The sequence below is a fragment of the Dorea sp. Marseille-P4042 genome, assembly GCF_900290215.1.
Lineage (GTDB): Bacteria > Bacillota > Clostridia > Lachnospirales > Lachnospiraceae > Dorea > Dorea formicigenerans.
Window position 1 is genome coordinate 163,478 of record NZ_OLMI01000003.1, and the last position, 25,118, is coordinate 188,595.

Below are 25,118 nucleotides of genomic sequence, written 5' to 3' on the forward strand. Positions count from 1 at the left end.
GATAATCAATCTCTTATTATTTAAGAAGTGATGTATAAGATGATGCATTGTCTGTTTTAACCATGTTAATTGCAAATGCATCGTACTCGCTTGGATTTCCAAGACGGTTTGTGATGTTAGACTCTGTCTGTCCATCTCCACCGATGTAATCAACTGTCAGGTTCAGAAGATCATCATAATTCTCAAGCAGTGGCTGATATGTTGAGCTCAGGAAGTTATCTGATGCATTGTAAATGTCAAGCCATACTTTCTTAGATGGACTCTTAGAAGAATCAAGCTGTTTGGAAACTTTGTCGTAAACCTTTGTTGAATCTGTAAAGTCTTTGTAGTTGTCAGCTGTTACAGCTACGTTTAATGCGTAGTATGATCTGTCTTCTTCACTGTATCTGTAGTCTTCACCTTCTGTCAGGCAGTTACCAGCATCATCTGCTGTACCGATACCTGTATCAACATCGACTCCGTCAAGTGCGTTACGAAGAACTCTCAGTGTCAGGTAAGCCTGTACATCTGCATGCTGTGAAATTGTTCCGCCGTATCCTTCAGCGATTGCTGCTACAGCATCACTGTTAGCATCATATCCGAATGTAGGAACTTTGTTGTCTTTTGCCCAAGCGTTGAACATTGACATTCCCATACCGTCATTATTAGAAACAACAACATCAATCTGCTCTCCGAAAGAAGCTGACCATGTTCCAATCGCGTTACCAGCTGTTGCTGCATCCCATGTAGCTCCTGCTGAGTTCTTCATCTCCTGAGAAGCAAGCTCACGAATTGTATATGTCTTTCCATTTACATCAAGAGTTGCATCTTTAACAACTTTTGCTTTTCCGTCTACGTTAGTTCCTGCTGGTGTAGAATCAACTTCACCGTTTGCATCAATACCTGTTCCAAGAGCAGAACGAACACCACGTGTACGAGCGATAGAATCGTTATGTCCGATATCACCAATTGCAAGTACATATCCGATTACTCCGTCACCGTTTCTGTCAATCTTGTCTGCATTCGCTTTGATGTAGTCAACAACCATCTGTCCCTGCAATTCAGCTCCCTGGTTAGCATCAAATCCTACATAGTATGTATCATCATTGAAGTTCAGAGCCTCTTTGTCAAGTTCTCCCGTAGAACTGTTAGATGGCTGACGGTTGAACCAGCAAAGCGGTTTGTCTGCATTTGCCACGGAACTGTCTGATGATCCTGATGATTTAGAATCTCCTGAGGATCCACCACAACCTGCAAGTGATAACGCAAGTGTAGCTGTCATAATTGCTGCTAATACTCTTCTTTTTTTCATTTTGTTTCCTCCCATTTGTTCATTTTGCTTCAATTTTCCTTGAACCAATTAACTAATTCCATTATAATCACTATGCTCTGTTTAGAACATAGAATATTTTTGTATTTATTATCAAATTTCTATGGTAATCAGTGATTTTTTTATGCATTTTCCTTATATCTACTTTTTTCGGCATATTCATCGCAACACCCGAATCTGCACATTTAAAACAAATCTACTGTTTTCATTCATGCGAAAAGAGCTTCACACACAACTTTCCAGGCTGTGTATGAAGCTCTTTATATTGTATTCTCTTCTATAATTTTATTCGATCACTCCACCGTTGGCCTCGATCAATCCATTAATATAAGCTGTTCCAAGTGCACGGTCATATAATCCGTAACCTGGTTTTCCTGTTTCTCCCCAAATCATACGTCCGTGATCCGGGCGGAAATATCCGTCAAATCCAGTCTCTACCAATGCTTTCACAATTGCATTCATATCAAGCGAGCCATTCTGTGTCAGATGTCCAGACTCTTCAAATGATGTATCCGGAAGGATCTTTACATTTCGGATATGCATAAATCCGATTCGTTTCATTGCAGAATATTTGCGTACCATAGCCGGGATATCATTTTTCGGTGAACTTCCCAGGGATCCTGTACACAGACACAAGCTGTTAGCCGGGCTGTCCACAATAGAAAGATATCGATCCAGATTCTCCTCGCATGTGATCACTCTTGGAAGTCCAAAAATCGGATACGGAGGATCATCCGGATGAAGCGCCATGACAACGCCGCACTCTTCCGCTACCGGAATGACACGTTTCAGGAAATATTCAATGTTTTCCCAAAGTCCTTTTTCTCCTATTTCACCATAGGCACGAATCAATTCACGGACTTCATCCTGTGTATAGCTGGAATCCCAGCCCGGAAGATGAATATCGTCTTTTAATGGATCCAGACCTTTCATCTGTTCCCAGTACATTACAAGACTTGTGGAACCATCTTCTGCTTCTTTATCAAGCTGGGTTCTTGTCCAGTCAAATACCGGCATAAAATTATATGTCACACATTTAATCCCGTATTTTGCACATCTGCGGATAGACTCACAATAATTCTCAATGTGACGGTCCCTTTCTGGCCTTCCAAGTTTGATTTCTTCCGTTACCGGAATGGATTCTACAACATCAAAAATCAATCCATGCTCCCGGCATTCATCTACCAGATGTTTGATACTTTCTTCCGGCCATACTTCTCCCGGTTTTACATCATAGACAGCGGAAACGATGGAACGCATCCCCGGAATCTGACGAATCTTATCTAATGTTACCGGATCACTGTCTCCGTACCAACGAAACGAACTCTTCATTGCATTTTCCTCCTATTCAAGAATGCCGAGGCATTCCTGCTCAGTTATTTTACTGCTTTTTTAATACTTCTTTCTTCAAGAATGCCGAGGCATTCCTGCCGCGAGGTGCGCGTCATGCAATTGCATGACATACTTCTACCTTTTACAGCTTCACTTTTACAACAATCTTCTTCACCGGACACGGACCATTCTTTGTCATACGTCTCGGCGCATGTCCGTCTTCCGGCGGAACAATGGCAAAATCTCCGGCTTTCAGGATTACAGAGCCTGCATTGTCTGGCTCATTGTAGAAAATCAAGTCTCTTTCTGCATCGTAGTCCATAGAAGGTGTCAGATTTTTCACCGGCTCATACCCAAAGCATTCTTCTCCTTCTACCACATACTGTACATCAAAATATTCCAGATGACTTTCAAATGCACATTCTTCTACAGTCATAGTTGTATAGCTCTGTACACTTGCATAAACTTCATCTCCATCAATCTCTGTTCTTCCGATCGGAAGTGATGCAAGATCCGTTTCTCTTAAAAATGTAAATGCTTTTTTAAACTTGTCACTGAGGTAATCATACTTCTCAGCTAATGTAAGATTCGTTGTTAACAATTATTTCCTCCTGCAGTGTTTACTGCTTCTTTGTCATATTCATGATTTCATCGTATAGTCCCCATGCTGCATTCTTATCATAAGAATACACGAGAAGTACATCTAACATATACGGGGACACTTTCAAATCCAGAAGTTTCCCTGCGAATGCCATAGCCGCAATCTCAGAAAGACAGGAAATCATAGATTTATTGGAAAACGGTTTTCTCCAGAGTTCTACCCTTTCTGTTCTTGTATAGATTTCTTTCACGTGCTGCTCCTCTACTGCATGAAATAATTCATGAGCAAGCAATGTATTGGTAAGATTTTCTCTGCGAAGCAGATCGCATCCACATTCTTCTTCCAATTTTGAAGCTTTATCCACACAATCCGTAAAAATAGTGATCTCATCCGGTTCTACAAATTGAGCAAAGAGTACCAGACCGCCTCCTACCGGGACTTTTGGAGTTTTTACTTTCATCCCAAGTTTTTCAGCTAATTCTCCCGGATTTCTCGTTCCATACTGCCTCGCGATTTTTTCAGCCCACGCTCGACCGCAATCATTCGCTTTGTGCGTATACTGCATTTTTTTCTCGTTACTGAACCTTCCTTCTAAAGGCTCTCTGCTAAATGCATATTTCCCCCAGTCTTCCTCTGTCAAAGCCCCCAGTTTCTCTATCATTTCCGGAAACGGAACTTTGGGATATTCCGGCATAGGAAAGGCAGTACCCTTTCCTGAAAATGCGTCTATAAGTCTGTTCCACTTTTCCTGTCTTCCCATATATTTTATACCTCTGCATCCTTAGATGCCACGGATCATGATTGATCTATAAACTGTTCTTTGCTCCTACGATGATGACATCATCACCTGGATCTATCATCTGCATTTCCACTTCCATCAGCATCATGATCTTATCAAGGTCTACAGAACCTGAGAAATCCATGACACGCGCACCGGCACAAATGTAATAGTCCGGGCGAAGGATTGCGTCCTGCTGATAAATTGCAAGCTCTTCCCATAACTGAGATACGATATTACGATAGCTTCCGGCTTTACAAAGAATTGCTTTTCCGTCATTTCTCTGAACCTTGATAAATCCTTTTTTATCCAGAATACGAACCGGATGTTTTCCTTTTCCTTCTATAGCAAATACATAGAAGTTCTTTGTTGCACATTCTTCGTTTACTTCTGACGGAGCAACCTTCAAGTCTTCAGCCGCCAGTTCTCTTGCTTCCTTAGCTGTACATTCTTTTAAGAGGTCCGTTGTCTTAACTTCTGTTGATCCAAGGGCAATGGCTGTCAGTTTTGATGTCTGCGGATCGATTTCAATATGTACATCTACGCTGTCTGCTGCCGCACCACTTTCTACAGCCTTATCAATTGCCTCAGCTTTGATGGAGCGGATATCTTCCGGTGTCGGGTTCGGAACAACACGTTCTACAACGTCTCGTACCATTGCAAGCGCAACTCCGATAGAAGAAATAACTTCTGCATTGTCCGGGATTGAGTAGCGCAGTCCCATTTTATCAGAACAGAATCCGATAAGAGCCGCTGCTCCTCCACCAACTCCGACCAGACTGATCTGGTCTTTTTCCAGACGGTATTTGTCAGCCAGATTCATAATGATCGGCTCAATCTTTTCGTAAGCCCTTGTCAGGATCTGAGTTGCAACTTCTTCTACAGTTTTTCCCATGTAATCTGCCAGCGGCTGCATTGCCTTTCTTGCTGCATTTGCATTTCCATATGCAAAATATTCCGGCTTAATAAGACCAAGCACATTGGCTGCGCATGTATTCGTAATGGTGATACGTTTTCCATTCTTTAATTCGATCGCAACATAGTCCTCCGGATCTCCTTCTTTCGGGCTGAAGAATACAACTTTCGGATCTACGATTTCTTCTTCTGGTGTAAATACTGCATAATCAAGACCTGCAATATGCGCGGAACGTGGTCCTACATCTTTTACTCCGTTCTTATCTGCACGAACCATACTTCCTCCGGCAACACCGAGAACTCGTACATCTAAGCTGCTGATATATGTACGATGTCCTCCAACTACAGAATAGTCGATAGCAGGACGTCCATCTTTGATAACACCGATATTGGTCGTTGTTCCACCTACTTCAAAGTATACGCCATTAGAAGCACGCAGATACATCAGACTTCCCATAACAGATGCAGCCGGACCGGATAACATGGTCAGTACCGGACGTTTTTTCATCTCACTGATCTCCATAACTCCACCGTCACCACGCATGATCATCAGCGGAACTTCAACACCTGCACTCTTAACACTTTGCTCTGTAGAGTTTGCAGTGTTAAGCATTTTCGGAAGAATAGACGCATTGATCGCTGCTGTACGGGTACGTCTTGTCAGTCCGTAAAGTTTTGTGATCTCACTGGCTGCTGTTGCTTCAAGTCCCATGTCTTTTGCAATCTTGCAGATGCCAGTCTCATTTTCCATATCATCTACGCCGAAAGACTCACTGGCAACGATAACCTCTGCACCATCTCCAACCAAAGATTTAATCGTATCTGTCACAGCCTGGTCGGACAGTTTTTCATCACAGATGTAACGATTCTTAAGACGGATAAAACGTCCGGACCCAAGATTGATGTCTTTCATATTTGTCTGAGCTTTTGCAATGAGTCCGCCGATTCCTTTCGGGCCGACACCAACAACACCAACCTTTGCAACGTCACCTTCAATCAAGGCATTGGTTGCCTGGGTCGTAGAATGTGCTACGAAAATGACATCTTTCGGGTCAATATTATTTTCCCGCAGACAATTCTGAAATGCTGCTACAACACCGGCTGCTACGCCTGCTTTATCATCGTGAGTTGTCTTTACAGAAGATTTTCCAATTATTTCATGTGTGGCATTGTCAATGGCAACCGCTTTTGTATGCGTTCCACCTACGTCAATACCCATACGTACTTTTCTATCGCTCATTTTTCACGCCCTCCTTAACCGAACATAACATATGTGATCGCCTGCATAATGATACATACAAGCCATGCATATGGCAGTGTCATCTTCAGATGTTCTCTTGTGGATACTTTTGAGTAGCTTACTCCCCATGCAATCCAGCTCTGTGTCATACAGATTGATACATTCATTGTAATAGAAGGAATGGCCATCAGTGCATACAGATATGGTGTGGAGAATCCGATTCCTTTCAGGATTCCAAGTGTTGCAGCTCCGCAGCCGAACAGTGTAAATGGTCCACGGAACAGTCCAAGTGGCGCAAGAACTGCAAATACAATGCTGATAACCAGTGTATTATTCGGAATAATATTTCCAAGAAGTGCATTAAAATATGGCACGCAAAGCTCTGCTGCTTTGTTGAACATTGGAATCATAAGCAGGAATCCTACCAGCGGTGCAGTGTCAACAACACCATCATAGAAATCCTTATTCAGTACACGGCATGCACTGCGAAATGATGTCAGTTTCTTACATACGAATAATGCGTAGAAACTTCCAATTGTAAATCCAAGAATGATCGGTACATTAAATACTACAAGAAGTACAACCGGGATGATCGGTGCGATCAGAGCAATTGTCGGAACATATCCCGGGCGGGCTTTTCTTGCTGCAGATGCGCTCCATGCATGAACGGTTTTCTTCTTTCCAAGTGTCACAACACACATAACAATTACTACAAGAAGCTGTACTGCAACTCCGATGATCGCCCAGTGAAGACGTGCAGGATCATCATAAGTGATGAGCTGTTTTCCATCTTCTCCAAGGAAGAATCCAAGGAACTGTCCGGTAAGTACCGGATTTAAATACATTCCGGCTCCGACACTCATCATGAAGGATCCGATGGAAAGTGTCTTAGGAATCCCAAGACTCATAAGGATTGGAAGAATGATTACTCCAATCGCTACAACGGCACCTGCGCCAAATAATGTTGAAAAGATTGCTGTTGTAACTGTAGAAAGTAATACACAGATGATAACCGGTTTGTCTCCACCAAGCTCAACCGCTTTACGGATCAGTGCATCTGCAATACCTGTCTGAAGAAGAACACGTCCAAACCATGCACCAAATACAACATTTACAAGTACATTTCCCCAGCCTTCCGGACCGGACTGGAAAACTTTTGTAATTGCATCAACAACACTGATATCCGTGATTCCCGGATAAGAACCAATAAATTCCGGATTTGTCGCAAATGTATTTCCAATAAGTGGAAGCACTGTCCAAATAATTGCCATAATCAGCATACCCATCATCAGGTTGCCGCCGCGCACTGCGTATACGGCCAACCCTACAAATGAGATGAGCAGCAGGATTCCAATAATATATTCCATGATATTTCCTCCTGTATCAAAGATTCTTTATGATTTCTATAACCTCTTTTAAATTCGAAACTTTCGCATCCCACAGACCTTCTTCTTTCTCAGGTGCCGGGGACAGATCTGGGATTACAATCGCTTTGCAGCCAGCATTTTTTGCAGCCTTCAGACCATTTGGGCTGTCTTCCAAAACAAGACATTTCTCTGTCGGAACTCCCAGCGCCTCTGCCGCAGCTATGAAGATATCACCTGCAGGCTTCGCTGCCTTCACTTCATCACCGCACACCGATGCACTGAAATATTCTGTTACATTTGCCATATCCAGATAACCCATCGCTTTCTTGCGGTTTGTCGAGGTTGCGAGCGCCGCCGGAATATTTTCTCTTTTCAAATACTCCAACAACTCCACCAGCCCTTTCTTTACCGGAAGCCCATTCTTATCGATCCATTCTTTTGCATATACCGTCCGAAGCGTAAATGCTTCATCATATAACTCTTCACTTCCAAATGCTTCTTTGAAATGCCTTCGCTTTTCTTTTTCTCCGGTTCCACGAAAAGACGCGATCAATTCATCTTTCATATGAAGGCCAAGCTTTTTTCCTGCATATTTCCAGCCTTCGTATCCGATTCTTTCCGTATCGAACATAAGCCCGTCCATATCAAAAAGTACTCCCTGAATCATTGTTTCTTCCTATTCTATATTTCCTAATTATTATTACATCTTCAGAACAGATTCCCACACTTCTTCAACAACCGGGATTCCCTGTTCTTTGTTCTCTTTGATGTTCTTAAGCTCCAACTCTCCCGGATAAAGAACTTCTCCGTCCTCTTTGATCGGCTCAGAAGATTTCACATCTGCAAGAATCTCATCTACAATTGCATCTGTCTGCTCCACTGTGTTGAACTTTGTAGGATCTACTGCAATCATAATCTGAGTAAGTCCAATCTCGTCACCGAATGTTCCAATTTTTGATACAGAGTTTCCATCTGTAAGAACTGTTGCGATCAGATCCAGCACGATGGAAAGTCCACTTCCCTTCCAGTATCCCATCGGAAGCACACGCCATGTCTTCTCGATTTCTGAAGGGTCTGTTGTGAGTTCTCCCTTTGTATCATATCCTCCCGGCACTGGAAGTTTCAGTCCTTTCAGACGGCAATCTTCAATCTTTCCATAAGAAAACTGAGATACCGCACAGTCGATCATTGCATGTTCCCCATTAGAACGAGGCACTGCCATGATCAACGGGTTATTTCCGATCTTGCGGTTCAGTCCACCCCATGCAGGCATGTTCGGCATTGTATTAGACCAGCAGATTCCGATACAACCATGATCTGCTGCAAGCCAGCCATATGTACCACCACGCATCCAGTGGTTATTATTTCCAAGAGCTACACAACCAATTCCATTCTCCTTCGCAAGCTCGCATGCACGATCCATTGCACGTTTTGCATTCAGAGGTCCAAATCCACGATGTCCATCCCAACGTTCAATCGCTCCCATCTTCATCTCACAAGTTGCTCTTGCATTCGGATCAATCTCACCTTTCTCCAGGTAGCTGACAACTCTTGGAAAACGGTTCAGTCCGTGGGAGTATACACCAGCCAGACTGTTCTGTGCGAAAATGATTGCCGCATTCTCGGCATCTTCATGAGTGAATCCTTTTTTCTCTAATACTCTTGCAAACTCCTGCACCATTACATCATATTGAACTCTCATATGAATCTCCTTTCAATTTCGAGAAAATATTATTGAAAATATATAGAAGCGCTTTCTTTACTTTTCATTATATTTATTTCACTTGTTTTGTCAATTTCACGCTTGTATTTTTATTTTTTTCGGCATTATGCTCAAATCCTGGCATTTATTTTAGTACAAAATAACGATTATTTTTTAACAATCTTTCATATTTTATGCAAGCGTTTTCAGTTTATTGAAGATTATGAAGAAAAAAGCAGAGGTACTTTCAGTTTTTCTTTCTGAAAATCCTTCTGCTTTTCATAGCTCTATCTGCAATCTTTCACCTATATCGTCTTTTTTTGTTGTCTTATGTCAGCTTATGTTGTCTTTCCTTCCACCAATTCCGGCTGGATCACACAGGAAGAGTACACATCCGTCTGTTCAATCAAACTTGTAAGGAGCTGCACGCTCATCATCGCAACCATCTCCGGCTTATTGTCAATAGTCGTAAGACGTGGTTCACAGATTCTTGCATATTCTGAATTATTGTACCCGGTAACCGCTACATCTTCCGGTACTCGAAGTCCGGCACGCAATGCCGCTTTCACCGCTCCCGTTGCTGTAATGTCTTCTCCACAGACAATGGCTGTAAATTTCTTATTCTCGGCAATCAGTTTTTCAACCGCTTCGATTCCTCCACCGATACTTCTGTCCGTATCGATCACATATTGCTTCGCGTCACTCACACCGTGACTTTCCAATGCTTTTATAAACCCTTCACTTTTTAACCTGGCACTGACCGTATCCATATCCTTTAGATAGTACATATCAAGGTGCCCTCTTTTTAGCAGATGTTCCACTGCCAGAGAAACGCCATACCGGTCATCAACTAAGACAGAATAGGAATTCGGCAGTTCCAGTTTTCCATTCGCAAGCACTACCGGTGTATTCTTGATCATATTTCCAATTTCATCTTTTTTGCAAAGTGTATTAAAAATTGAACCGACCAGTACGATTCCGTCTACTTTTTTCTCAAGCATTGTCTTTAAATACTTGGCTGTCTCTTCCAACTCACCACCCGTATTACAGATTGCGACCTCGTACCCTCTGTGGCTAAACTCCCGTTCAATTGTATAAACAGTTCTCGCATAATGCGGCACGCGGATATCCACAGTCAGTACTGCAACCGTCTTCATTGTTTTACTTACCATACCACGCGCAATCGCACTGGGCGTATAATCATGCTTGTCCAATATTGCTTCTACTTTTTTTCTTGTAGCAGCATTCACATTCCCTTTGTTATTCATAACACGAGAAACTGTTGATATAGAAACTCCGGCTTCTTTTGCTATATCATATATATTCATCTTTTTCCTCTTTTCACTGCTTTGCATTGCATACCAAGCTCTTATGAAAGCGCTTTTATACTATGAGGATACGTGATTTCAAAGGGATTTGTCAAGAGATTATTGATGAAAGTAATTTTTCCTGATACCTAGAAGTCCCATATTCTTCAATCGCTTCCGCCAGTGGGTAATTAATTTATCTGACACCTGCATAAGCATACTCCTTTTTTTAATTAATTTTACTATAACACACTAGTCATAAAATCCAAGAACGTCCATGCCGTCTCACTTTTACAACCGTTTTATTCTTACCTCAACTGTAAAATCAATGAATAGAGCAAAAAATGAGACAATCTCATTTTTCAATTACAAAAGAGAGGAGCATTTATATGCCAAAACCAAAGACAGCCACCGGAGAAAAGAACTTAATCAGTAAAAGACTCATCGAGCTTCGTGAGAAAAACCATATGTCCCAGCGGATGCTTGCCCATCAGCTTCAACTGCGCGGCTATGATATGGACAAAAATGTAATTACAAGAATTGAAACAAATAAGCGCTTTGTTACTGATGTTGAAATCAAAGCATTTTCTGAAGTTTTCGAAATATCTTATGAATATCTCATTGATGGAAAAGAAAAGTAATGCGAGTGGCTTCGCATTACTTTTCTTTCCTATCATATCCACTTTCAAAAATCGTATATCTCACACTTCTAATTTTCTTGTCGCCTTCCCTGTATGATTAAAATATTTTCAAGAATGCCCAGTTTTTCCTTTCGCGGCTTCAACGGCTGCTTGTACGGCAGAAAATCCAGCACCATAGCTGTCCAGCAGGCATAAGCATATACCTTTCCTCCTGCCGGAACATCCCGTTTGATCATCATTGCCCCACAGTCTCCACAACCCACAAGTCCAGATAGCGGATATACCTTTTCCTCGTTCGGAGAAGTCCTTGTATCTATCCCTAATAATCTCTGCACCAGAGTTCCAGTGTATACTTCATTTCCAAGGATTCTTTTTACCGACATGGTGCTCCATTCTGCCTGTTCGTGTGTTTTAAAATTATCCTGAATCCTTATTCCAAGACTGTGCTTGTATTCCATTGGTGAAAGAACACCCTGTTTGTTCCATGCATTGGCAATTGCTGTCTGTCTCATACCTGATAATTTCATGCGGTAAATTTCTTTGACGATACCTGCTGCATATACATCTATCACCAGTTTGTTTTTATTATCTGAATCTTTCTGGCTTCTTATTTTGATAGAAATGTCGCGGCAATATGCATCGTTAATGAGATTCTTGAAGGGAATCACGATTTCGTCTGCCTGACTTTTTCCTTCCAGGTTGTCATAATGATCATTGACCGCAATAAATCGCACGCCAAGTGCCGGAAATAATCTTTCGATATATTTTCCGGCATCAATATACTCACGGCCAAAACGGAAAAGGTCTTTTACAACGACACAATCCACAATTCCTTTTTTGATATCTTCTAGCATCATCTGAAATGCAGGACGTTCAAAATTAGAACCGCTGTAACCGTCATCCACCCGTTCTGATACAACAACTATATCCTTTTTATCTTTTAGGAAATTTTTTATCAGATTTTTCTGATTTGAGATACTGTTGCTTTCACGCTTTCCAGCAGTAGCAACATCGCCATCTTCTTTCGATAAACGAACGTAAATGGCTGCATGATAGATTTTCTTTGAATTGTTAATTTGATTCATCTTCATCCTCCTTAGTTTTACCTTTCCATCAACATTGGTAAAATCCAGAGGGTGAGTCGATTTTGTCCTGATATGAATGAGGAGTCCTGAATTCCTCGTCTCCACATTAACATAACTCTTCAGATTTTACCATCACTTTTTATACAGAAAGCAAAAGTTTCTCAAATGCATCTTCAAAAGATACTCCCTTGTTTGCAAACCTTATTTTTCGGATATCCTTCAATTCCTTCAGATCCACATCATCAAAATCCGTTTCCAGGCTCTGGCAGTTCATAGTTTTACCAGTTACAGACTTCTCAGGTTCTGCAAGTGTATCGCATCTCATACATATCATCGCATCACCAGCCTGCCAGCTGGCTTCGGTCAGTGCTTTTTCGCAGCATTATGGACGGAACTAAAAATCTTTGTTTTGTCTTATAATCCTATAGCGGCATCTTCCTCGTGCTCTCTGCATGAAATGTCACGTCAGTTATTATTGGATATTCAGTTATCATGGTTCATTTTAGGAAGTCCTTTAACTTCCTCTAATTACTAAAGTCAAATAACTTTGGCAGATGCAAAAGATTTTGAAAAATTTTTTTAAAAAATTTATTCATATACATTTCACGCATCTTATTAAGAGTGGATTTCAGCTTGTATGACAGCATCTGTCTGGAAATACCCATGATCTCTGCCATCTGTGTCTGGGTCTTGTTTTCAAAGAAAATGCCATAAATAATCATGCGTTCCTCTGAATTCAGCTGATTGATCACTTTGTGAATATCCTGCTGTTCCATTTTTGTCAGTACACAATGCTCCACATCACAGTTCAGATCTGGAAAATCCTCTATCATGAAGCCTTCTCCATCAATGGACTGACCGCTGTAAGGTACTTCTCTCAGCATCTTATTCACGACCTCACCCAGTTCGTCCTTAATCTCAACTTTTTTTGCCTTGCTGCTTCTGTAAAAATTGTTCATCGCATACGCAACCTCTTTTGTAATCTCAATCATTTCTCCATCAATATTTGCGTAATACTTTCCTTCATAAAAATATGGGTGTTCAATATACATGTCCGTTCCTCCTGAATTTAAAATCTTGTTGTTCGTTTCAAATTCGGAAGGAGGACCTTTGTTTAGAATCATGCCTGCTCCGCCTTCATCCTGCCGGGACACACCCGCAGTTATTGGCTGATAAATTCAGGCACGAAAAAAGCCCCAGTAGTTTTTCTTAACTACTGAGGCTTCTGTCTCTTTCTTGTATTCAGTTATCTATGCCTTCTTTCATCAGCATAATCATTTTCAGATATTAGCCTAATAACATCCAACATACTGATTTTCTACATCATACCTGCACCAATAACAAAATAGCGTGTCAGTAAAAATTTCTTTTCCCTCTAATACGGTTCTCTATATATACATGGCCCAAAGATTCCGAACCTGACCATGCAGCTGTGCATACGTCCAGTGTTTCTCACTGTTAGTCCGGCTGTTGGGATCATTGATTGTAAAACCTTCACTGTCATATCCTGTGAGCGTCATAAAATGACCGGAATCCGTAAAGTCTCCGGGACCCACATTGACGATGATCGGGCAGCCCTCATCCAGCTTTGATTTAATCCTGTCTTCATCCATCGGTACTTCTGTTGCATGAACGCCGTAATGCTCACATCCTTCACTGATCAGTGTCCAACTGCTTCCAGAGTCAGGGATACTGTAGCCGGCACTTTCCGCATATTCAGCTACAGTTGCTGGGTTCACCGTCTTATCCCCCGTCAGATATAAGACTACCATCGCCAAATTTGTCGGACCACAGCCTGTATAGCCAAGAAGACCTCCACTGTACTGTTCGTACCCCCAGCGCTCATCCCACTGCATCAAAAGTGGCACCGTATCGGCTTTTACTTCTTTTGACAGATTGATTTTCTGCTTTTTGTCTTTCATTTCCAGATAATCGTATACAAAATCGATCGTCTCACTGTTTTTTTTCGCCATTTCTTTAAGCCGTTCCGGATATTCGTCACTTTTCTCGATTTTCTGCAGCTTGTCCTGCTCTGTCATATTTCTATTGAAGAATCCTCCTTCCTTATCCTTTGTTTTGTCTGCTGCGTTCTGCGCAGTGCCTCCCTGACCGCTATAGGTCTGTTCTATCATCTCATTCTGACCATTCTTCCATATACCGATGAGTGACATTGCACTTCGAACCACTCCAACGCCAAGAAAGAGTAGCATCAGTATACAGGCACAGATTTTCAAGCGTTTTTTCCGTTTTCTTCGTTTTCTGCGTCTATATATCTGTCTTTTTCTTGCTTCTGTCATTGATTCTTTCATCAAAAAACCTCCTGCTGTACTGCATAGTCACAGTATAGCAGGAGGTTTTCGCCATCCTGTCACAAAGATGTGTCAAAGTTGTCAAATCATCCTAATGCATTGCCATCTATCTTGCAACGCCAAATTTCTCTGCATCACATTTCACTGTATTTAATACAGCCAGATATACACTTCAAAATAGCCATCCTTCATCTTTACCTGTCTTTCATCATAGTAACATTGTAATTCCAGATGCAGCAACTGATCTTTCGTATCACAGGTAAAACCATACCAGGACTCCCCACTCATACTAAGCAGGTTCTGCCCGATATGCATCTCTTCCAGCACATTGGGAGATCTAAACTGCATACTTTCGCCATACAGCTTCGTGTAAGTATCCGCCACAGCCTCACACCACGTTTCATCCGGGCTTATCCTCCATGTACTGTAAGTGATGAAAACTGGCATTCCCGTCAATGCATCCACTGCGATCTGCAGATCGCACAGGTCCAGATGTGCATAACAAAACCATAAGGACAACTGCTGGTCATCCGGTGACACTAGAAATTCCATGTCCTCATCGATCACAGGCGCGGTATCTGCATCCGCTGTCCATCCCACGTCAGCTGTTCCTGCACTCGGTGCATCTGTAGCCATGTTTGGAGATATATATTCTGCCTCACTAAGGTCAATCCCCATATCTTCCAGCCTGGATGCATAGACTTCTATAAACTTTATGACTTTCGCCTGCACTTGGGTCGCAGACAATTCCGTATCCAGCGGATCCCGGATTCCTAAGTACCTTTCTTTCTCAAACATACTCATCTGCTCCGCAAATGCCGCCAGTTTTGGCAGTCTTTTCTCCGTGTCCATCGTATAGGTATATGGCGATACATCCCCATTTTCTACCTTACCCGTCTGCGTTGCCAGACGATCCGCTTTTACATCCAGCATAAACTCCGGTACAAAGGTGCCGGTCAACGCGATCAAAAGTGCCATTATCAGTGTCAGCCAAGCATACAAAACTTTAATCAGTCTCTTCTTCATCGTCCGTCTCCTTCTGCAACACTAATATCACACTGGTTCCCTGATCCGGTTGACTCCTATAGGAAAGCTTGGTATGGTGCAACTGTGCAATTTTTACAGACAACGCCAGTCCCAGACCTGCACCATGTTCTTTACGTGACCTGGATTTATCTACCATATAAAAAGCCTCTGTGATCTTTTCAAGATCTTCCGTAGGAATGCCACGTCCACGGTCGGTGATCGTGATTTTGTACTGCTCGTTCTCACAGCTGCCTTGTACAAACACAACATCTGTACCGGATTTTAAGGCATTATCCATCAGATTTAATAAAAGCGTTTTGAAAAGATCGTATTCTAAACGCACCCATGCTTCTTCTGTCTGCAGTTTTATCTGGACCTTTCGTTTTTCTGCTGCCGGCGTGATAGTCTCCACCGCATCTGCCATGACTTCATCAATCCGTGCCTCTTCCAGCTGAAAATCTGACCGCGACAACGTGACCAGTTCCATCAGTTTAAATGAAAGAGCTTCCAGCCGCATACCTTCATTCATAATGATTCCCGCCAGCTGATGCACATCTTCCGGCGGCAACGTTTTCTGGTACAGCGTGTCTGCATAACCGATAATCGATGTCATCGGTGTTTTTAGCTCATGGGCAAAATTGGCTGTAAAATCCTCCTGCCGTCTGGCCGCATCCTCCAGCTCCGCAATCTTTTTTTCTATGGTCTTTGCCATATAGTTAAAAGTCTTTGCCAGTTCGCCTACTTCGTCTCGGCTGCCGGTCTTTGCCCGCACACCGTATTCTCCGGCGGCAAACTTTCTAGTTGTATTGCGCAACTTTCCAAGAGGTCTGGTGATCGTCAGCGTCAAAAACAGCACTAGAAGTGATCCCGCACCGAGAATACACCAGTAAAAAAATTTACAGCGTTTGTACAGTTTTTCAGTATCCTGGAACAGTTCTTCCACGTTTTTTTCTGTCACCAGCACATAACTGCTGTCTTTTAAAGAAAAACTGCTTCTGACCTGCAGATGTCGGTTTCCCGCCTTTGTTACAATCTCATACAGAATCTTTCCATCCTCCACACTCTTTTGGGATGGGTCGCTTTTGCAGGAATTGTAATATACGGCATCACTGCCACTTTTCTCTTTGTTTTCCGTAGCAAAATACAGCCCACTCTGTGTGCCAAGCGGTACTTCTGCAGACCGGGCAATCTCCACCATATCTGCCCTCGTATAGCTGTCGGTAATGTTAAGCAGCACCGTCTGGATCGAATATTTCACCATCTGGTGCTGTGAAAATGCTGTATTTTCTTCTCTTTGCAGGGCATGCTCCAGACTGTGGGAAACCGTCAGATACTCTACTGTGGCTAACGATACCGTCAATACAAACAGCATACTTAAAAAAATCTTATAGAAAAATTTCACTTATGAACCTCCAGCCGGTATCCAATGCGGAAAACCGTCACAATCCGGTCATTCCAATCCAATTTTTTTCGCAGTCTTTGAATATGGGAGTCAAGTGTTCTTGTCTCACCGCTATACTCCTCCTCCCAGACAGCCTCATACAGCCTGGCACGGCTCAAAGCTACATTTTTATTGCGTACAAGCTCTATCAGAAGGTCAAATTCTTTCACCGTCAGATCTACCTGTTTCCCACACTTAAATACCAGTCGTGACACCGGATCAATCGTCACATCCCCGATTGTAATCTTGTCCTGGATCTGCTTTGTCCGGCGCAGCACCGTCTCTACCCGGGCCAGGAGCTCACCAATCTGGAAGGGTTTACTTAAATAATCGTCCGCTCCCATGCGCAGCCCCCGGATACGGTCTTTAACCTGTCCCATAGCTGAAATGATAATCACCGGTGTACCTGTAGATACAATATAGTCCAAAAGCTCGTAGCCACTGATCTTTGGCAACATCAAATCTAGAAGAATCAGATCATATCGTTTTTCCTCAATACGGTCTGCCCCCTCCTGTCCATCCAGCGCACTTTCACAGTGATATCCTTCGACCGTCAGCGTGGAATTGATCAGACGGCTGATCTGAGTATCATCTTCTATGATTAATATAGATGTCATTTTTCTCCTCTTCTATCCTTTTCTTTATCTGTCATGTGCCTATTGTATCATAAAGATGTGTCAGACTTGTAAAAAATGCAGAGCTGAAGCATTTGGCATGAATCCATATCCTGTGCTTCTCCACAGGAGGAACAGACAATTATTATTGGACCAATCTGCAAAGACATAAATCTTTCACTACAATCTTCACATTCATAATAACCGCACATTTCTGTACAATCTTCCTTGTTTCCTTCCATATATCCCATATGCATGATAACTTTTGTTTTTCTGTTTATATCACGATCAATATTATAGGGCGAAAAGGCATATCCGGTCAAATGGTTTTACACTCCGTTCAGAACAGTTGTTCCAGCAGCTTCAGCATATTAATTATCATTCAAAAGATTACCGTAGGCAATCTTTATGCATAAAAAAACCTGTTGACTCAGCAACAGGTTTTTTTCTTACCTATCCATACTTGGGAAAATATTACACTTCTATTCAACTTCTGAAAACTGATCTTTTCCAACATTACATAATGGACATTCGAAATCTTCCGGAACATCCTCCCACTTTGTTCCTGGTGCAATACCTCCTTCAGGATAACCTTTCTCTTCATCATATTCCCATCCACAAACATCACATACGTATTTCATGATTGATTCCTCCTTGTAAAATTGTTAATAAATAGCTTTTTACTGTTATATCTATAGGAATTACTCCTGATAAGAATTATATATTGTTGTCTGAGTAATGTCAATAATATTTACAATAATAATTACTATTATTATTAAATCAGTCCTCAAAATAAGTCTATTTTTAACGAGTCATTGTTTCTATTTTGCGTTCAAAAATATATTCAATTTCTGATGATAAATCCGGTCTGAACGCATAACCAAGTCTTTTAAATCCCTTAATATCCTCCGGATTTTCAATACTGTTTTCAGCTATGAACAAATCTCCCCAGTACTCATACAGATTTTTTGTTTCTCCTATTCCAACCTTCGCCTGCATTTCCAAACGATAAGGTGTTACACCATCCCTTGGTTTTAAGACACCATAAAACGCAGATAATATTCTCAAATGGTTTTGTACATACTCGAACTGACTGTCCTCAAACACGGAAGGAGCCATATATTGAAAAGCAATTCCTTCATATAATAAAACAGCTGGAGTAAGTAAATGGTAAAGATCCATGTTTTCCAATCTATTGAAGTTCTGTTCTGCAATTTTGTCATTACATTTCCAAATAGTCTTCAACTCTTCTTTTGACTTACTTTTCAACCACTTTTGTATCTCTGTTGTTTTATCAATAAATTCAGGCAATCCATCTGGTGTTATGCTGTCAGTATCTGTAATCATCTTTTTAGCAGGGGATAATATTATCTTCATTAATCTAATTCCTTCAGCATATTTTCAGGATCATCTGCTGCTTTGACTTTATCATTGGCTTTAATGATAACTCCCTGTTCATTGATAAGATATGTAGTTCTTACCACTCCCATAGAGACTTTACCATAATTTTTCTTTTCTTTCCATACATCATAAGCTTCAATAACTTTCCGCTCTGGATCTGCTAAAAGTGTAAATGCCAATCCATATTTTTCCTCAAATCTCTTATGCGAGAGTACAGAATCCTTACTGACTCCAAGAATAACTGCACCTTTTTCAGTAAACTGAGGGTATCGCTCGGAAAAGCCACATGCCTGTTTCGTACATCCTGCAGTATTATCCTTGGGATAGAAATATAATATTACTTTTTTCCCTGTATAATCCGATAATCTATGTGTTTTCCCATTTTGATCTGGCAACTCAAAATCAGGCGCCTTACTTCCTACTTCCAGCATTATTTATTCCTCCTTCTCTATAACTTTCTCTTTTTTCGCCTTTTCTTTTCTATTCCCGGCGATCATTTTATGACCTGTATATATCGCCATTATCATACATAGCATAGAACTCAAAGCAAAGTATTTGTGACTTGTCTTTAGCTTTTTATATCCAGTGTAAAAAGTCCCAAACATTGTGATTAATGCTCCTGCTGACCAATATTTATGTGCTTTCATGTGATTCCTCCATTTTTCAGTGTATTCAATTGTAATTATACTCTACCGCATTCCTATGTCAATTTTATAATAGATCTTTCCTATAAAATTTTTCAGACGAGATTTTTCAGAATATCAGAGGGTGATTAAAAACTATGTGTTGTTATTCTTTAATCTTTCTTTGAAAATCTGATAAAAGGTTTGCCTACAGGAAATTCTTACTCCATCTCTCGTCCATCTATATATAGTTGAAATTTATCAGGATTATTGACAACGTCATAGTCCTTTCCGTATTCTATAGGCCTATATTCGGCTGTCATTACCGACTCTCTCTCTTCAATATTCTCTTTTCATAAATAAATGTACATATCAAGGCTCGTCGCATATCCATGGTCTGTGGAAAATTTTGTCGAATGAAAAGAATTATCCTTGTACATCTGCAAAAGTTCTCTTGCAAACACTTCTCTATCTTCAATATTTTCCCGGTTAGCGACCACGGTTATATTTTCATCCCGATTTATGGAAAATGTTCCAACTACATCCGGTTCACCTTTCTTATGACTGGATTCAGATTTCATATAAATACTTTTTGCCGCAATTATCAAGATCACTGCTCCTGAGATCACTGCAATGATACTTCTCTTCATATTTCCATTCATTCCCTTCTAACTGTCCTACTGCATAATCTATTACTTCTTTCAATGCCGATTGGTCTCCATTAAGTGTTCCTTTCTTTCGTTCTTTCTTTATCTATTGTACCCTGGTTTGTCATATGTGATTACCTCCGATAGTAGTCGGTCCCTTGTGATACGTATGCTTTATGTGCGGTCTAGGATCCAGATAATTCTGGTTCCGGTTTTACAGTTTTACAGAACCAGTTACTTAATCATTTTTCTTAAAAAGGCAAAAAATAGAACGTATAGACTATTTCCATACGCTCTATCGCACATTTCATATTAAATTTTTGAATTCTACAAACCGGAATTAACATATCTCACTTAGATTGCTTATGCCAAGCATATAAGTAGATAGCAAGGAACACTCCCGCAAAGCAACTAATGATTATGCCTGCAATCAAAGCAGGATAATAACTTGTAATTAAGCCTGTATCTGCTGTTACGATGAAGATAATGCCAATAACGAATGTTATAACATTCTTATCTACTTTTGCATTTTGTATGTCGTATTTTCGGTGTCTCTTTGCCAAAGTTTCTTGTGGTTACCGCTTTTTCTCACATATGCTATAAACTGAGCTTCTGGCATTGATCGTGCATAATAAAATCCCTGTATCTCATCACACTTTATTTTTCGTAATACATCTAGTTGTTCTGTTGTTTCAACACCTTCAGCAAGTACCCTTTTTTGTAATCTGCACACCTGTCGAAAAACATAAGCATCTATAAAATCGTTTTCTATCATTTGATTATAAAGTCTCTTCTGCGCCAGTTCATCTGTATAATACGCATAGTCATGATTATAATCCTCCATAACCGTTTCTGCCGCCATAGATGCATAATCACATATGGTAGTTATTGAAAGATTCTTATCTATATTTTTGTAAATACCAATCTGTTCAACAAAGCAATTAAAATTTATTCTTTTCAGTGGTCTTAATATATAGTTTATCAAAACATAGAAGAAATGAATATATATATTTTCTTTTAATATTTTTCTAAAAAAGCTTTTTTATCACTCACCGGTCACCGGACGCATCAAGGAAGGCAGCTCCTTCCGGTAATGATCTGCCTTTTCCTGATTGCCCTGTTCTTTCCGTACCATCTTTGTGATTCCCGGATACTGTCCCGGGAAGCTTTGCAGCATGATACCATCTCCATAGATCAGGTAAACATCTCCGTCTGTCATATCTTCCTCTGTCAGCTTCTTTCCATTCTCATCCGTAAGCTTATCCGGTATCGTTCCAGAGAAAATCGTGTCCGTGTCCAGATCCGCAAAATACCAGCTGTTATCATCTGTATGAAAATACACTGCTGTCATCGGCTTTTCCCCGCATCCCGCCAGACAGAACATAACAAGTACCGCCAGCATCACGCTCCATTTTTTCATTATTCCACCTCCTAGTTTTCTGATCTTCATTGTTTCTTTGCGGTAATGTCTATGCACTGAATTTTCGTTCAGTCTCCTGTCACTCATATCTGTCACACCACAAGAGGTAACTGTCTGATTTTCCAGTTACCCACATTCTACCATAATTCTTTCTTCTTTTGTCTCATAGTCTGAGACTTTTGTCTTTCAATTTTCTTTCTTCCAGCTTTCTTTTTACTATAGCTATTGGCAGGATTAAATTTGATTGTACCTTTTAGGATTTGCACCCCGTTTTAACGTAAATGTTTTGTCCTTGAGTACAGCATATTATTTCATCCATCCTAACCGATCTATTGGGTAAACCTACTCTCTCTGAAGTTCGTGAATTTACCACTTTAATTACTGATATGCGGGATTCTGAATAGATTTCTACATTACCAGGTGCTAGATTCCTTAATGCAAGTTTTACCTGAAAACTGCACGAAAAAATCCAATATTTGTTTAAACCGTTCACTTTATTATACCAGATTTGTAGCGAAAACTCAGAAAAACCGATGGCTTTAAGCGGACATTTTTTATTCAGCAAACACTATTTACAAATAATAAGAAGGGTATTTTGTGTATATTTTATATCTTCTGTCGTATAGACAAATGTAGATAAATGATTTATAATAAAGTTCAAGTTAGTTATAACAAACTTTATCAATCTTGATAACTGAATCACTATACAGATGGGGGATGATATATATGATTTAATTAAATCAAATTTAAAAAAGATACATAATTTTATGGATCTACACAAATGAATTGATGGAGGAAAATTATTATGCACTTAAAGGAAAAAGTGAAGTACGCAATTATGAAAAGTGCTGCTTTTGCATTATCGTCAGCAATGCTGATAATGTCTGTACCAATATCTGTAAACGCAGAAGAAACACAATATGCAGATGGAACATTTGAAGGATCAGGAAAAGGACATGTAGATACAATTGTCCTGGATGTAACAATTGCGAATGGGAAAATAGTTGACATTAAAACAAAACAGCATAATGAAACACCTGAATATTGGGAGATGGCAGTTCCTGATATGTACAATAACATTATAAATAAAGGTGATACAGCTGTAGACACCATATCCGGTGCAACCGATAGTTCCAATGGGATTAAAGATGCTGTAAATCAGGCACTTGAAATATCAGCAAGTAAAGCAACGGAAGATAAAAATAAAATATTTGAATCTGGAAATGGGACGCAGGATGATCCATACATTATCCATACGACAGACCAGCTACAAAAATTTGCAAAATCAGTAACTGCAGATAATGACTACAGTGGAAAATACATAGTTCTGGATTCTGATGTAAATATTTCAAATATCTCCTGGGAACCAATTGGTGGAAATAACTGTGCATTTAATGGAGACTTTAATGGACAAAATCATTCAATTATCGGTATGAAAATAGGATCGTATAGTAATTCTTATATGATTACAGGAAAAAATACCTATGTTGGTTTTTTTGGTATATTAAATAAAGATGCACAAATTAAAAATCTGAAGATTACTGGTATCGATATTGAATCTGAAGGGCGTAATGGAAACGGAATCATTGGAAGTATCGCCGGAGGTATGAACGGTTACGACGATAAAGGAAATTTGCATGGAGCAGTCATTGATAATTGTTATGTTTCCGGATCAATCTATCATGAATCTGATAACGGAGATAACTATGTAGGCGGAATTGTTGGTTGGCAGAAAAAAGGTGCCGTAATTAACTGTAAAAGTGACGTCATTGTATCATGCTATGTATCAGATCAAGATAAGATTGCAGCTGCAGCTGGAATTGCTGGAGTATTAGACCAGGGATTAATTGCAAATTCATTATCAATTGAAAGTGTTGGAGGTGGTACAGACGGAAATAATTCGGTAACACCAATAATCAGTAATTTGGTTGCCATTAATAAAGGAACTGTTTCTAGTTGCTATGCATCAGGTTCACTGTCTACGCGCAATGAATCTAAGTATGCCGGCATGATATCTGGATGGATTACTACAACTGGTAAAGCATATGATTCAAAATATGATAAAGAAACTGGAATGTCAATAGGTGGTGAATCGATAACTCCACCAGCACCTGTAGGAACACAGGATGCAGCTTCCTTAAATGATGACGGTTTCACTTATGCGGGTGGTTTAAGTGATAATCTGGAAGGATTTGAATTTTCAGGACTTAAGGAAACAGCAGATGACTTGAACGCTTCCTTTAAAAACTATCCAGTAGATATCACAAGATATGGCGTAAATATAAATTCATTAAAGAAATGGTATGTTGGAACAAATTCTAATTACGCAGATTTAGGAAGTGCAAAGGCAACTATTGTATATAAACAGCCAGTATGTGAACTGGTACCTGAAAGTGCTTTACAGTATAAGAAAGTTATAGAACAGATTGATGCAATCGGCGATGTGACTCTCGAAAAGGAAAATGCAATTCAAGAAGCAAGAACGGGATACGATGCATTATCTGAAGATCAGAAAACCAAAGTATCAAATTATGAACTTCTTACACAAGCAGAGGCAAAATTATCCGAACTAAAGAAAGAAGAAGAAAATTCCAAAACAGATAAGATCGCTGCTACAGAAGTAGAAAAGAAAATTGATGCAATAGGAACAGTAACAAAAGATTCTGGTGATATAATCAAAGCAGCCAGAACTGCATACGACGCATTATCTGATACTCAAAAAGCAATGGTAAGTAATGTAGATGTATTAACCACTGCTGAAGAGGCATATAAAAAGCTAAACAGCTCGGGAAATACACCTAACACCAATGATATATTAACAGGTACAGATAAAAGCTTATCAGATACAAAAAACACTTCACCCAAAACAATCGAAGGCAAATCATTAAAAGGTACGTCCAAAACAGTGAAAACTGGAGACACTGCAAAAATCTTCCTTCCAATCTGTGGTATAATTTTGTCTGCAGGATTGATAATGATTGTTGTTATCAGGCACAAAAAAAATAAGTATATGCCATAATAAAATATCCCTAGATGAGACCGATAGTATTTTATCTTTCTCATCTAGGGAATACTGTTTATCTTTTCTTAAATTCTCCGATTACTGATTATCCCAATTGCTCAGAAATAGCTAAGTCTTCGATATTTTTGCGGATAAACTGAAAGAAATTCAACGTTGCATATTCGTCATACCAGTGGAACTCCTCTGGATTGTTTTTAATTTTACTGGCTCGCTGCTGTTCTTAGATTATCTGATCAGCTATACCTTTCATCGAATCTTCGTATCTCATATTACTCACCTACTCTTCCTCAACGCCCAGTGATGGTTTAAATCTTTTATCCTTTGCCTGCGGTACCATG

Annotated in this window: 25 protein-coding genes; 2 read left to right on the plus strand and 23 right to left on the minus strand. The window is 40.2% G+C overall.

Annotation, left to right across the window (positions count from 1 at the left end; genetic code table 11):
• Positions 1-16: 16 nt before the first annotated feature.
• The 9 genes from C7E02_RS14175 to C7E02_RS14215 all read right to left on the minus strand — a co-directional run bounded on the left by C7E02_RS14175 (position 17) and on the right by C7E02_RS14215 (position 10,572).
• Positions 17-1,291 (minus strand): substrate-binding domain-containing protein, encoded by a 1,275-nt coding sequence (locus tag C7E02_RS14175; protein WP_029731177.1) that lies wholly within the window; start codon positions 1,289-1,291, stop codon positions 17-19.
• Between the two features lie 303 nt (positions 1,292-1,594).
• Positions 1,595-2,641 (minus strand): mannonate dehydratase, encoded by a 1,047-nt coding sequence (gene uxuA, locus C7E02_RS14180; protein ID WP_005339893.1) that lies wholly within the window; start codon positions 2,639-2,641, stop codon positions 1,595-1,597.
• Between the two features lie 142 nt (positions 2,642-2,783).
• Entirely contained in the window at positions 2,784-3,242 is a 459-nt protein-coding gene (locus C7E02_RS14185; protein ID WP_105309925.1) for a YhcH/YjgK/YiaL family protein, read from the minus strand.
• Positions 3,243-3,261: 19 nt separating this feature from the next.
• A complete protein-coding gene (locus C7E02_RS14190; protein WP_105309926.1) occupies positions 3,262-4,002 on the minus strand; it encodes a hypothetical protein in 741 nt (246 codons plus the stop codon).
• A 46-nt stretch (positions 4,003-4,048) separates the two neighbouring features.
• Entirely contained in the window at positions 4,049-6,175 is a 2,127-nt protein-coding gene (locus C7E02_RS14195) for a hydantoinase/oxoprolinase family protein (protein ID WP_105309927.1), read from the minus strand.
• Positions 6,176-6,189: 14 nt separating this feature from the next.
• Complete coding sequence (locus C7E02_RS14200; RefSeq protein WP_105309928.1) at positions 6,190-7,542, minus strand: citrate transporter; 1,353 nt, start codon at positions 7,540-7,542, stop codon at positions 6,190-6,192.
• 16 nt (positions 7,543-7,558) lie between these two features.
• Positions 7,559-8,209: an HAD family hydrolase gene (locus tag C7E02_RS14205; RefSeq protein ID WP_029731182.1), complete on the minus strand. Its 651-nt coding sequence runs from the start codon at positions 8,207-8,209 to the stop codon at positions 7,559-7,561.
• A gap of 33 nt (positions 8,210-8,242) precedes the next feature.
• Positions 8,243-9,244, minus strand: a complete 1,002-nt coding sequence (yiaK, locus tag C7E02_RS14210) for a 3-dehydro-L-gulonate 2-dehydrogenase (RefSeq protein ID WP_005333608.1) — start codon at positions 9,242-9,244, stop codon at positions 8,243-8,245.
• A gap of 338 nt (positions 9,245-9,582) precedes the next feature.
• Positions 9,583-10,572, minus strand: a complete 990-nt coding sequence (locus C7E02_RS14215) for a LacI family DNA-binding transcriptional regulator (RefSeq protein WP_022278841.1) — start codon at positions 10,570-10,572, stop codon at positions 9,583-9,585.
• A 368-nt stretch (positions 10,573-10,940) separates the two neighbouring features.
• Here C7E02_RS14215 and C7E02_RS14220 point away from each other — a divergent pair, with 368 nt between their 5' ends.
• Positions 10,941-11,192 (plus strand): helix-turn-helix domain-containing protein, encoded by a 252-nt coding sequence (locus C7E02_RS14220; protein WP_005339884.1) that lies wholly within the window; start codon positions 10,941-10,943, stop codon positions 11,190-11,192.
• A 68-nt stretch (positions 11,193-11,260) separates the two neighbouring features.
• Here the strand turns inward: C7E02_RS14220 and C7E02_RS14225 are convergent, their stop codons facing one another.
• The 14 genes from C7E02_RS14225 to C7E02_RS14295 form a co-directional block, all read right to left on the minus strand.
• Positions 11,261-12,277 (minus strand): recombinase family protein, encoded by a 1,017-nt coding sequence (locus C7E02_RS14225; protein ID WP_105309929.1) that lies wholly within the window; start codon positions 12,275-12,277, stop codon positions 11,261-11,263.
• A 139-nt stretch (positions 12,278-12,416) separates the two neighbouring features.
• Positions 12,417-12,611, minus strand: a complete 195-nt coding sequence (locus C7E02_RS14230) for a hypothetical protein (RefSeq protein WP_105309930.1) — start codon at positions 12,609-12,611, stop codon at positions 12,417-12,419.
• 190 nt (positions 12,612-12,801) lie between these two features.
• Complete coding sequence (locus C7E02_RS14235) at positions 12,802-13,329, minus strand: sigma factor-like helix-turn-helix DNA-binding protein (RefSeq protein WP_203226973.1); 528 nt, start codon at positions 13,327-13,329, stop codon at positions 12,802-12,804.
• Positions 13,330-13,665: 336 nt separating this feature from the next.
• Entirely contained in the window at positions 13,666-14,586 is a 921-nt protein-coding gene (locus C7E02_RS14240) for a C39 family peptidase (RefSeq protein ID WP_105309932.1), read from the minus strand.
• A 150-nt stretch (positions 14,587-14,736) separates the two neighbouring features.
• Positions 14,737-15,612: a hypothetical protein gene (locus C7E02_RS14245; protein WP_005339878.1), complete on the minus strand. Its 876-nt coding sequence runs from the start codon at positions 15,610-15,612 to the stop codon at positions 14,737-14,739.
• Positions 15,593-17,014 carry a sensor histidine kinase gene (locus tag C7E02_RS14250; RefSeq protein ID WP_005339876.1) on the minus strand — a complete coding sequence of 474 codons (1,422 nt, stop codon included), beginning with the start codon at positions 17,012-17,014 and terminating at the stop codon, positions 15,593-15,595. The genes C7E02_RS14245 and C7E02_RS14250 overlap by 20 nt, the downstream gene beginning before the upstream one ends.
• Positions 17,011-17,670 (minus strand): response regulator transcription factor, encoded by a 660-nt coding sequence (locus C7E02_RS14255; RefSeq protein WP_105309933.1) that lies wholly within the window; start codon positions 17,668-17,670, stop codon positions 17,011-17,013. The genes C7E02_RS14250 and C7E02_RS14255 overlap by 4 nt, the downstream gene beginning before the upstream one ends.
• 479 nt (positions 17,671-18,149) lie before the next feature.
• The gene (locus C7E02_RS14265) at positions 18,150-18,308 is read right to left on the minus strand and encodes a rubredoxin (RefSeq protein WP_055055545.1); all 159 of its coding nucleotides are present in this window, start codon (positions 18,306-18,308) and stop codon (positions 18,150-18,152) included.
• 163 nt (positions 18,309-18,471) lie between these two features.
• Complete coding sequence (locus C7E02_RS14270) at positions 18,472-19,044, minus strand: YaaA family protein (protein ID WP_105309934.1); 573 nt, start codon at positions 19,042-19,044, stop codon at positions 18,472-18,474.
• The gene (gene bcp, locus C7E02_RS14275; RefSeq protein WP_005339872.1) at positions 19,044-19,499 is read right to left on the minus strand and encodes a thioredoxin-dependent thiol peroxidase; all 456 of its coding nucleotides are present in this window, start codon (positions 19,497-19,499) and stop codon (positions 19,044-19,046) included. The genes C7E02_RS14270 and bcp overlap by 1 nt, the downstream gene beginning before the upstream one ends.
• A 3-nt stretch (positions 19,500-19,502) precedes the next feature.
• Positions 19,503-19,715 (minus strand): DUF6219 family protein, encoded by a 213-nt coding sequence (locus C7E02_RS14280; protein ID WP_005339871.1) that lies wholly within the window; start codon positions 19,713-19,715, stop codon positions 19,503-19,505.
• A gap of 329 nt (positions 19,716-20,044) precedes the next feature.
• Positions 20,045-20,341, minus strand: coding sequence for a hypothetical protein (locus tag C7E02_RS14285; RefSeq protein ID WP_242978889.1), 297 nt, complete (start codon positions 20,339-20,341; stop codon positions 20,045-20,047).
• Positions 20,342-20,855: 514 nt separating this feature from the next.
• Entirely contained in the window at positions 20,856-21,182 is a 327-nt protein-coding gene (locus C7E02_RS14290; RefSeq protein WP_158683055.1) for an EAL domain-containing protein, read from the minus strand.
• A gap of 201 nt (positions 21,183-21,383) precedes the next feature.
• Entirely contained in the window at positions 21,384-21,758 is a 375-nt protein-coding gene (locus tag C7E02_RS14295; RefSeq protein ID WP_105309936.1) for a hypothetical protein, read from the minus strand.
• Between the two features lie 805 nt (positions 21,759-22,563).
• Between C7E02_RS14295 and C7E02_RS14300 the strand changes: the two genes are divergently transcribed.
• Entirely contained in the window at positions 22,564-24,777 is a 2,214-nt protein-coding gene (locus C7E02_RS14300; protein ID WP_105309937.1) for an FMN-binding protein, read from the plus strand.
• Positions 24,778-25,118: the final 341 nt, after the last annotated feature.

What these genes read in the sequence shown, in the direction of transcription:
- C7E02_RS14175 (WP_029731177.1), bottom strand. Translation starts at nt 1,291, where the DNA reads ATGAAAAAAAGAAGAGTATTAGCAGCAATTATGACAGCTACACTTGCG.
- uxuA (WP_005339893.1), bottom strand. Translation starts at nt 2,641, where the DNA reads ATGAAGAGTTCGTTTCGTTGGTACGGAGACAGTGATCCGGTAACATTA.
- C7E02_RS14190 (WP_105309926.1), bottom strand. Translation starts at nt 4,002, where the DNA reads ATGGGAAGACAGGAAAAGTGGAACAGACTTATAGACGCATTTTCAGGA.
- C7E02_RS14195 (WP_105309927.1), bottom strand. Translation starts at nt 6,175, where the DNA reads ATGAGCGATAGAAAAGTACGTATGGGTATTGACGTAGGTGGAACGCAT.
- C7E02_RS14200 (WP_105309928.1), bottom strand. Translation starts at nt 7,542, where the DNA reads ATGGAATATATTATTGGAATCCTGCTGCTCATCTCATTTGTAGGGTTG.
- C7E02_RS14205 (WP_029731182.1), bottom strand. Translation starts at nt 8,209, where the DNA reads ATGATTCAGGGAGTACTTTTTGATATGGACGGGCTTATGTTCGATACG.
- yiaK (WP_005333608.1), bottom strand. Translation starts at nt 9,244, where the DNA reads ATGAGAGTTCAATATGATGTAATGGTGCAGGAGTTTGCAAGAGTATTA.
- C7E02_RS14215 (WP_022278841.1), bottom strand. Translation starts at nt 10,572, where the DNA reads ATGAATATATATGATATAGCAAAAGAAGCCGGAGTTTCTATATCAACA.
- C7E02_RS14220 (WP_005339884.1), top strand. Translation starts at nt 10,941, where the DNA reads ATGCCAAAACCAAAGACAGCCACCGGAGAAAAGAACTTAATCAGTAAA.
- C7E02_RS14225 (WP_105309929.1), bottom strand. Translation starts at nt 12,277, where the DNA reads ATGAATCAAATTAACAATTCAAAGAAAATCTATCATGCAGCCATTTAC.
- C7E02_RS14230 (WP_105309930.1), bottom strand. Translation starts at nt 12,611, where the DNA reads ATGATATGTATGAGATGCGATACACTTGCAGAACCTGAGAAGTCTGTA.
- C7E02_RS14235 (WP_203226973.1), bottom strand. Translation starts at nt 13,329, where the DNA reads ATGTATATTGAACACCCATATTTTTATGAAGGAAAGTATTACGCAAAT.
- C7E02_RS14240 (WP_105309932.1), bottom strand. Translation starts at nt 14,586, where the DNA reads ATGAAAGAATCAATGACAGAAGCAAGAAAAAGACAGATATATAGACGC.
- C7E02_RS14245 (WP_005339878.1), bottom strand. Translation starts at nt 15,612, where the DNA reads ATGAAGAAGAGACTGATTAAAGTTTTGTATGCTTGGCTGACACTGATA.
- C7E02_RS14255 (WP_105309933.1), bottom strand. Translation starts at nt 17,670, where the DNA reads ATGACATCTATATTAATCATAGAAGATGATACTCAGATCAGCCGTCTG.
- C7E02_RS14265 (WP_055055545.1), bottom strand. Translation starts at nt 18,308, where the DNA reads ATGAAATACGTATGTGATGTTTGTGGATGGGAATATGATGAAGAGAAA.
- C7E02_RS14270 (WP_105309934.1), bottom strand. Translation starts at nt 19,044, where the DNA reads ATGAAGATAATATTATCCCCTGCTAAAAAGATGATTACAGATACTGAC.
- bcp (WP_005339872.1), bottom strand. Translation starts at nt 19,499, where the DNA reads ATGCTGGAAGTAGGAAGTAAGGCGCCTGATTTTGAGTTGCCAGATCAA.
- C7E02_RS14280 (WP_005339871.1), bottom strand. Translation starts at nt 19,715, where the DNA reads ATGAAAGCACATAAATATTGGTCAGCAGGAGCATTAATCACAATGTTT.
- C7E02_RS14285 (WP_242978889.1), bottom strand. Translation starts at nt 20,341, where the DNA reads ATGAAGAGAAGTATCATTGCAGTGATCTCAGGAGCAGTGATCTTGATA.
- C7E02_RS14290 (WP_158683055.1), bottom strand. Translation starts at nt 21,182, where the DNA reads ATGGAGGATTATAATCATGACTATGCGTATTATACAGATGAACTGGCG.
- C7E02_RS14295 (WP_105309936.1), bottom strand. Translation starts at nt 21,758, where the DNA reads ATGAAAAAATGGAGCGTGATGCTGGCGGTACTTGTTATGTTCTGTCTG.
- C7E02_RS14300 (WP_105309937.1), top strand. Translation starts at nt 22,564, where the DNA reads ATGCACTTAAAGGAAAAAGTGAAGTACGCAATTATGAAAAGTGCTGCT.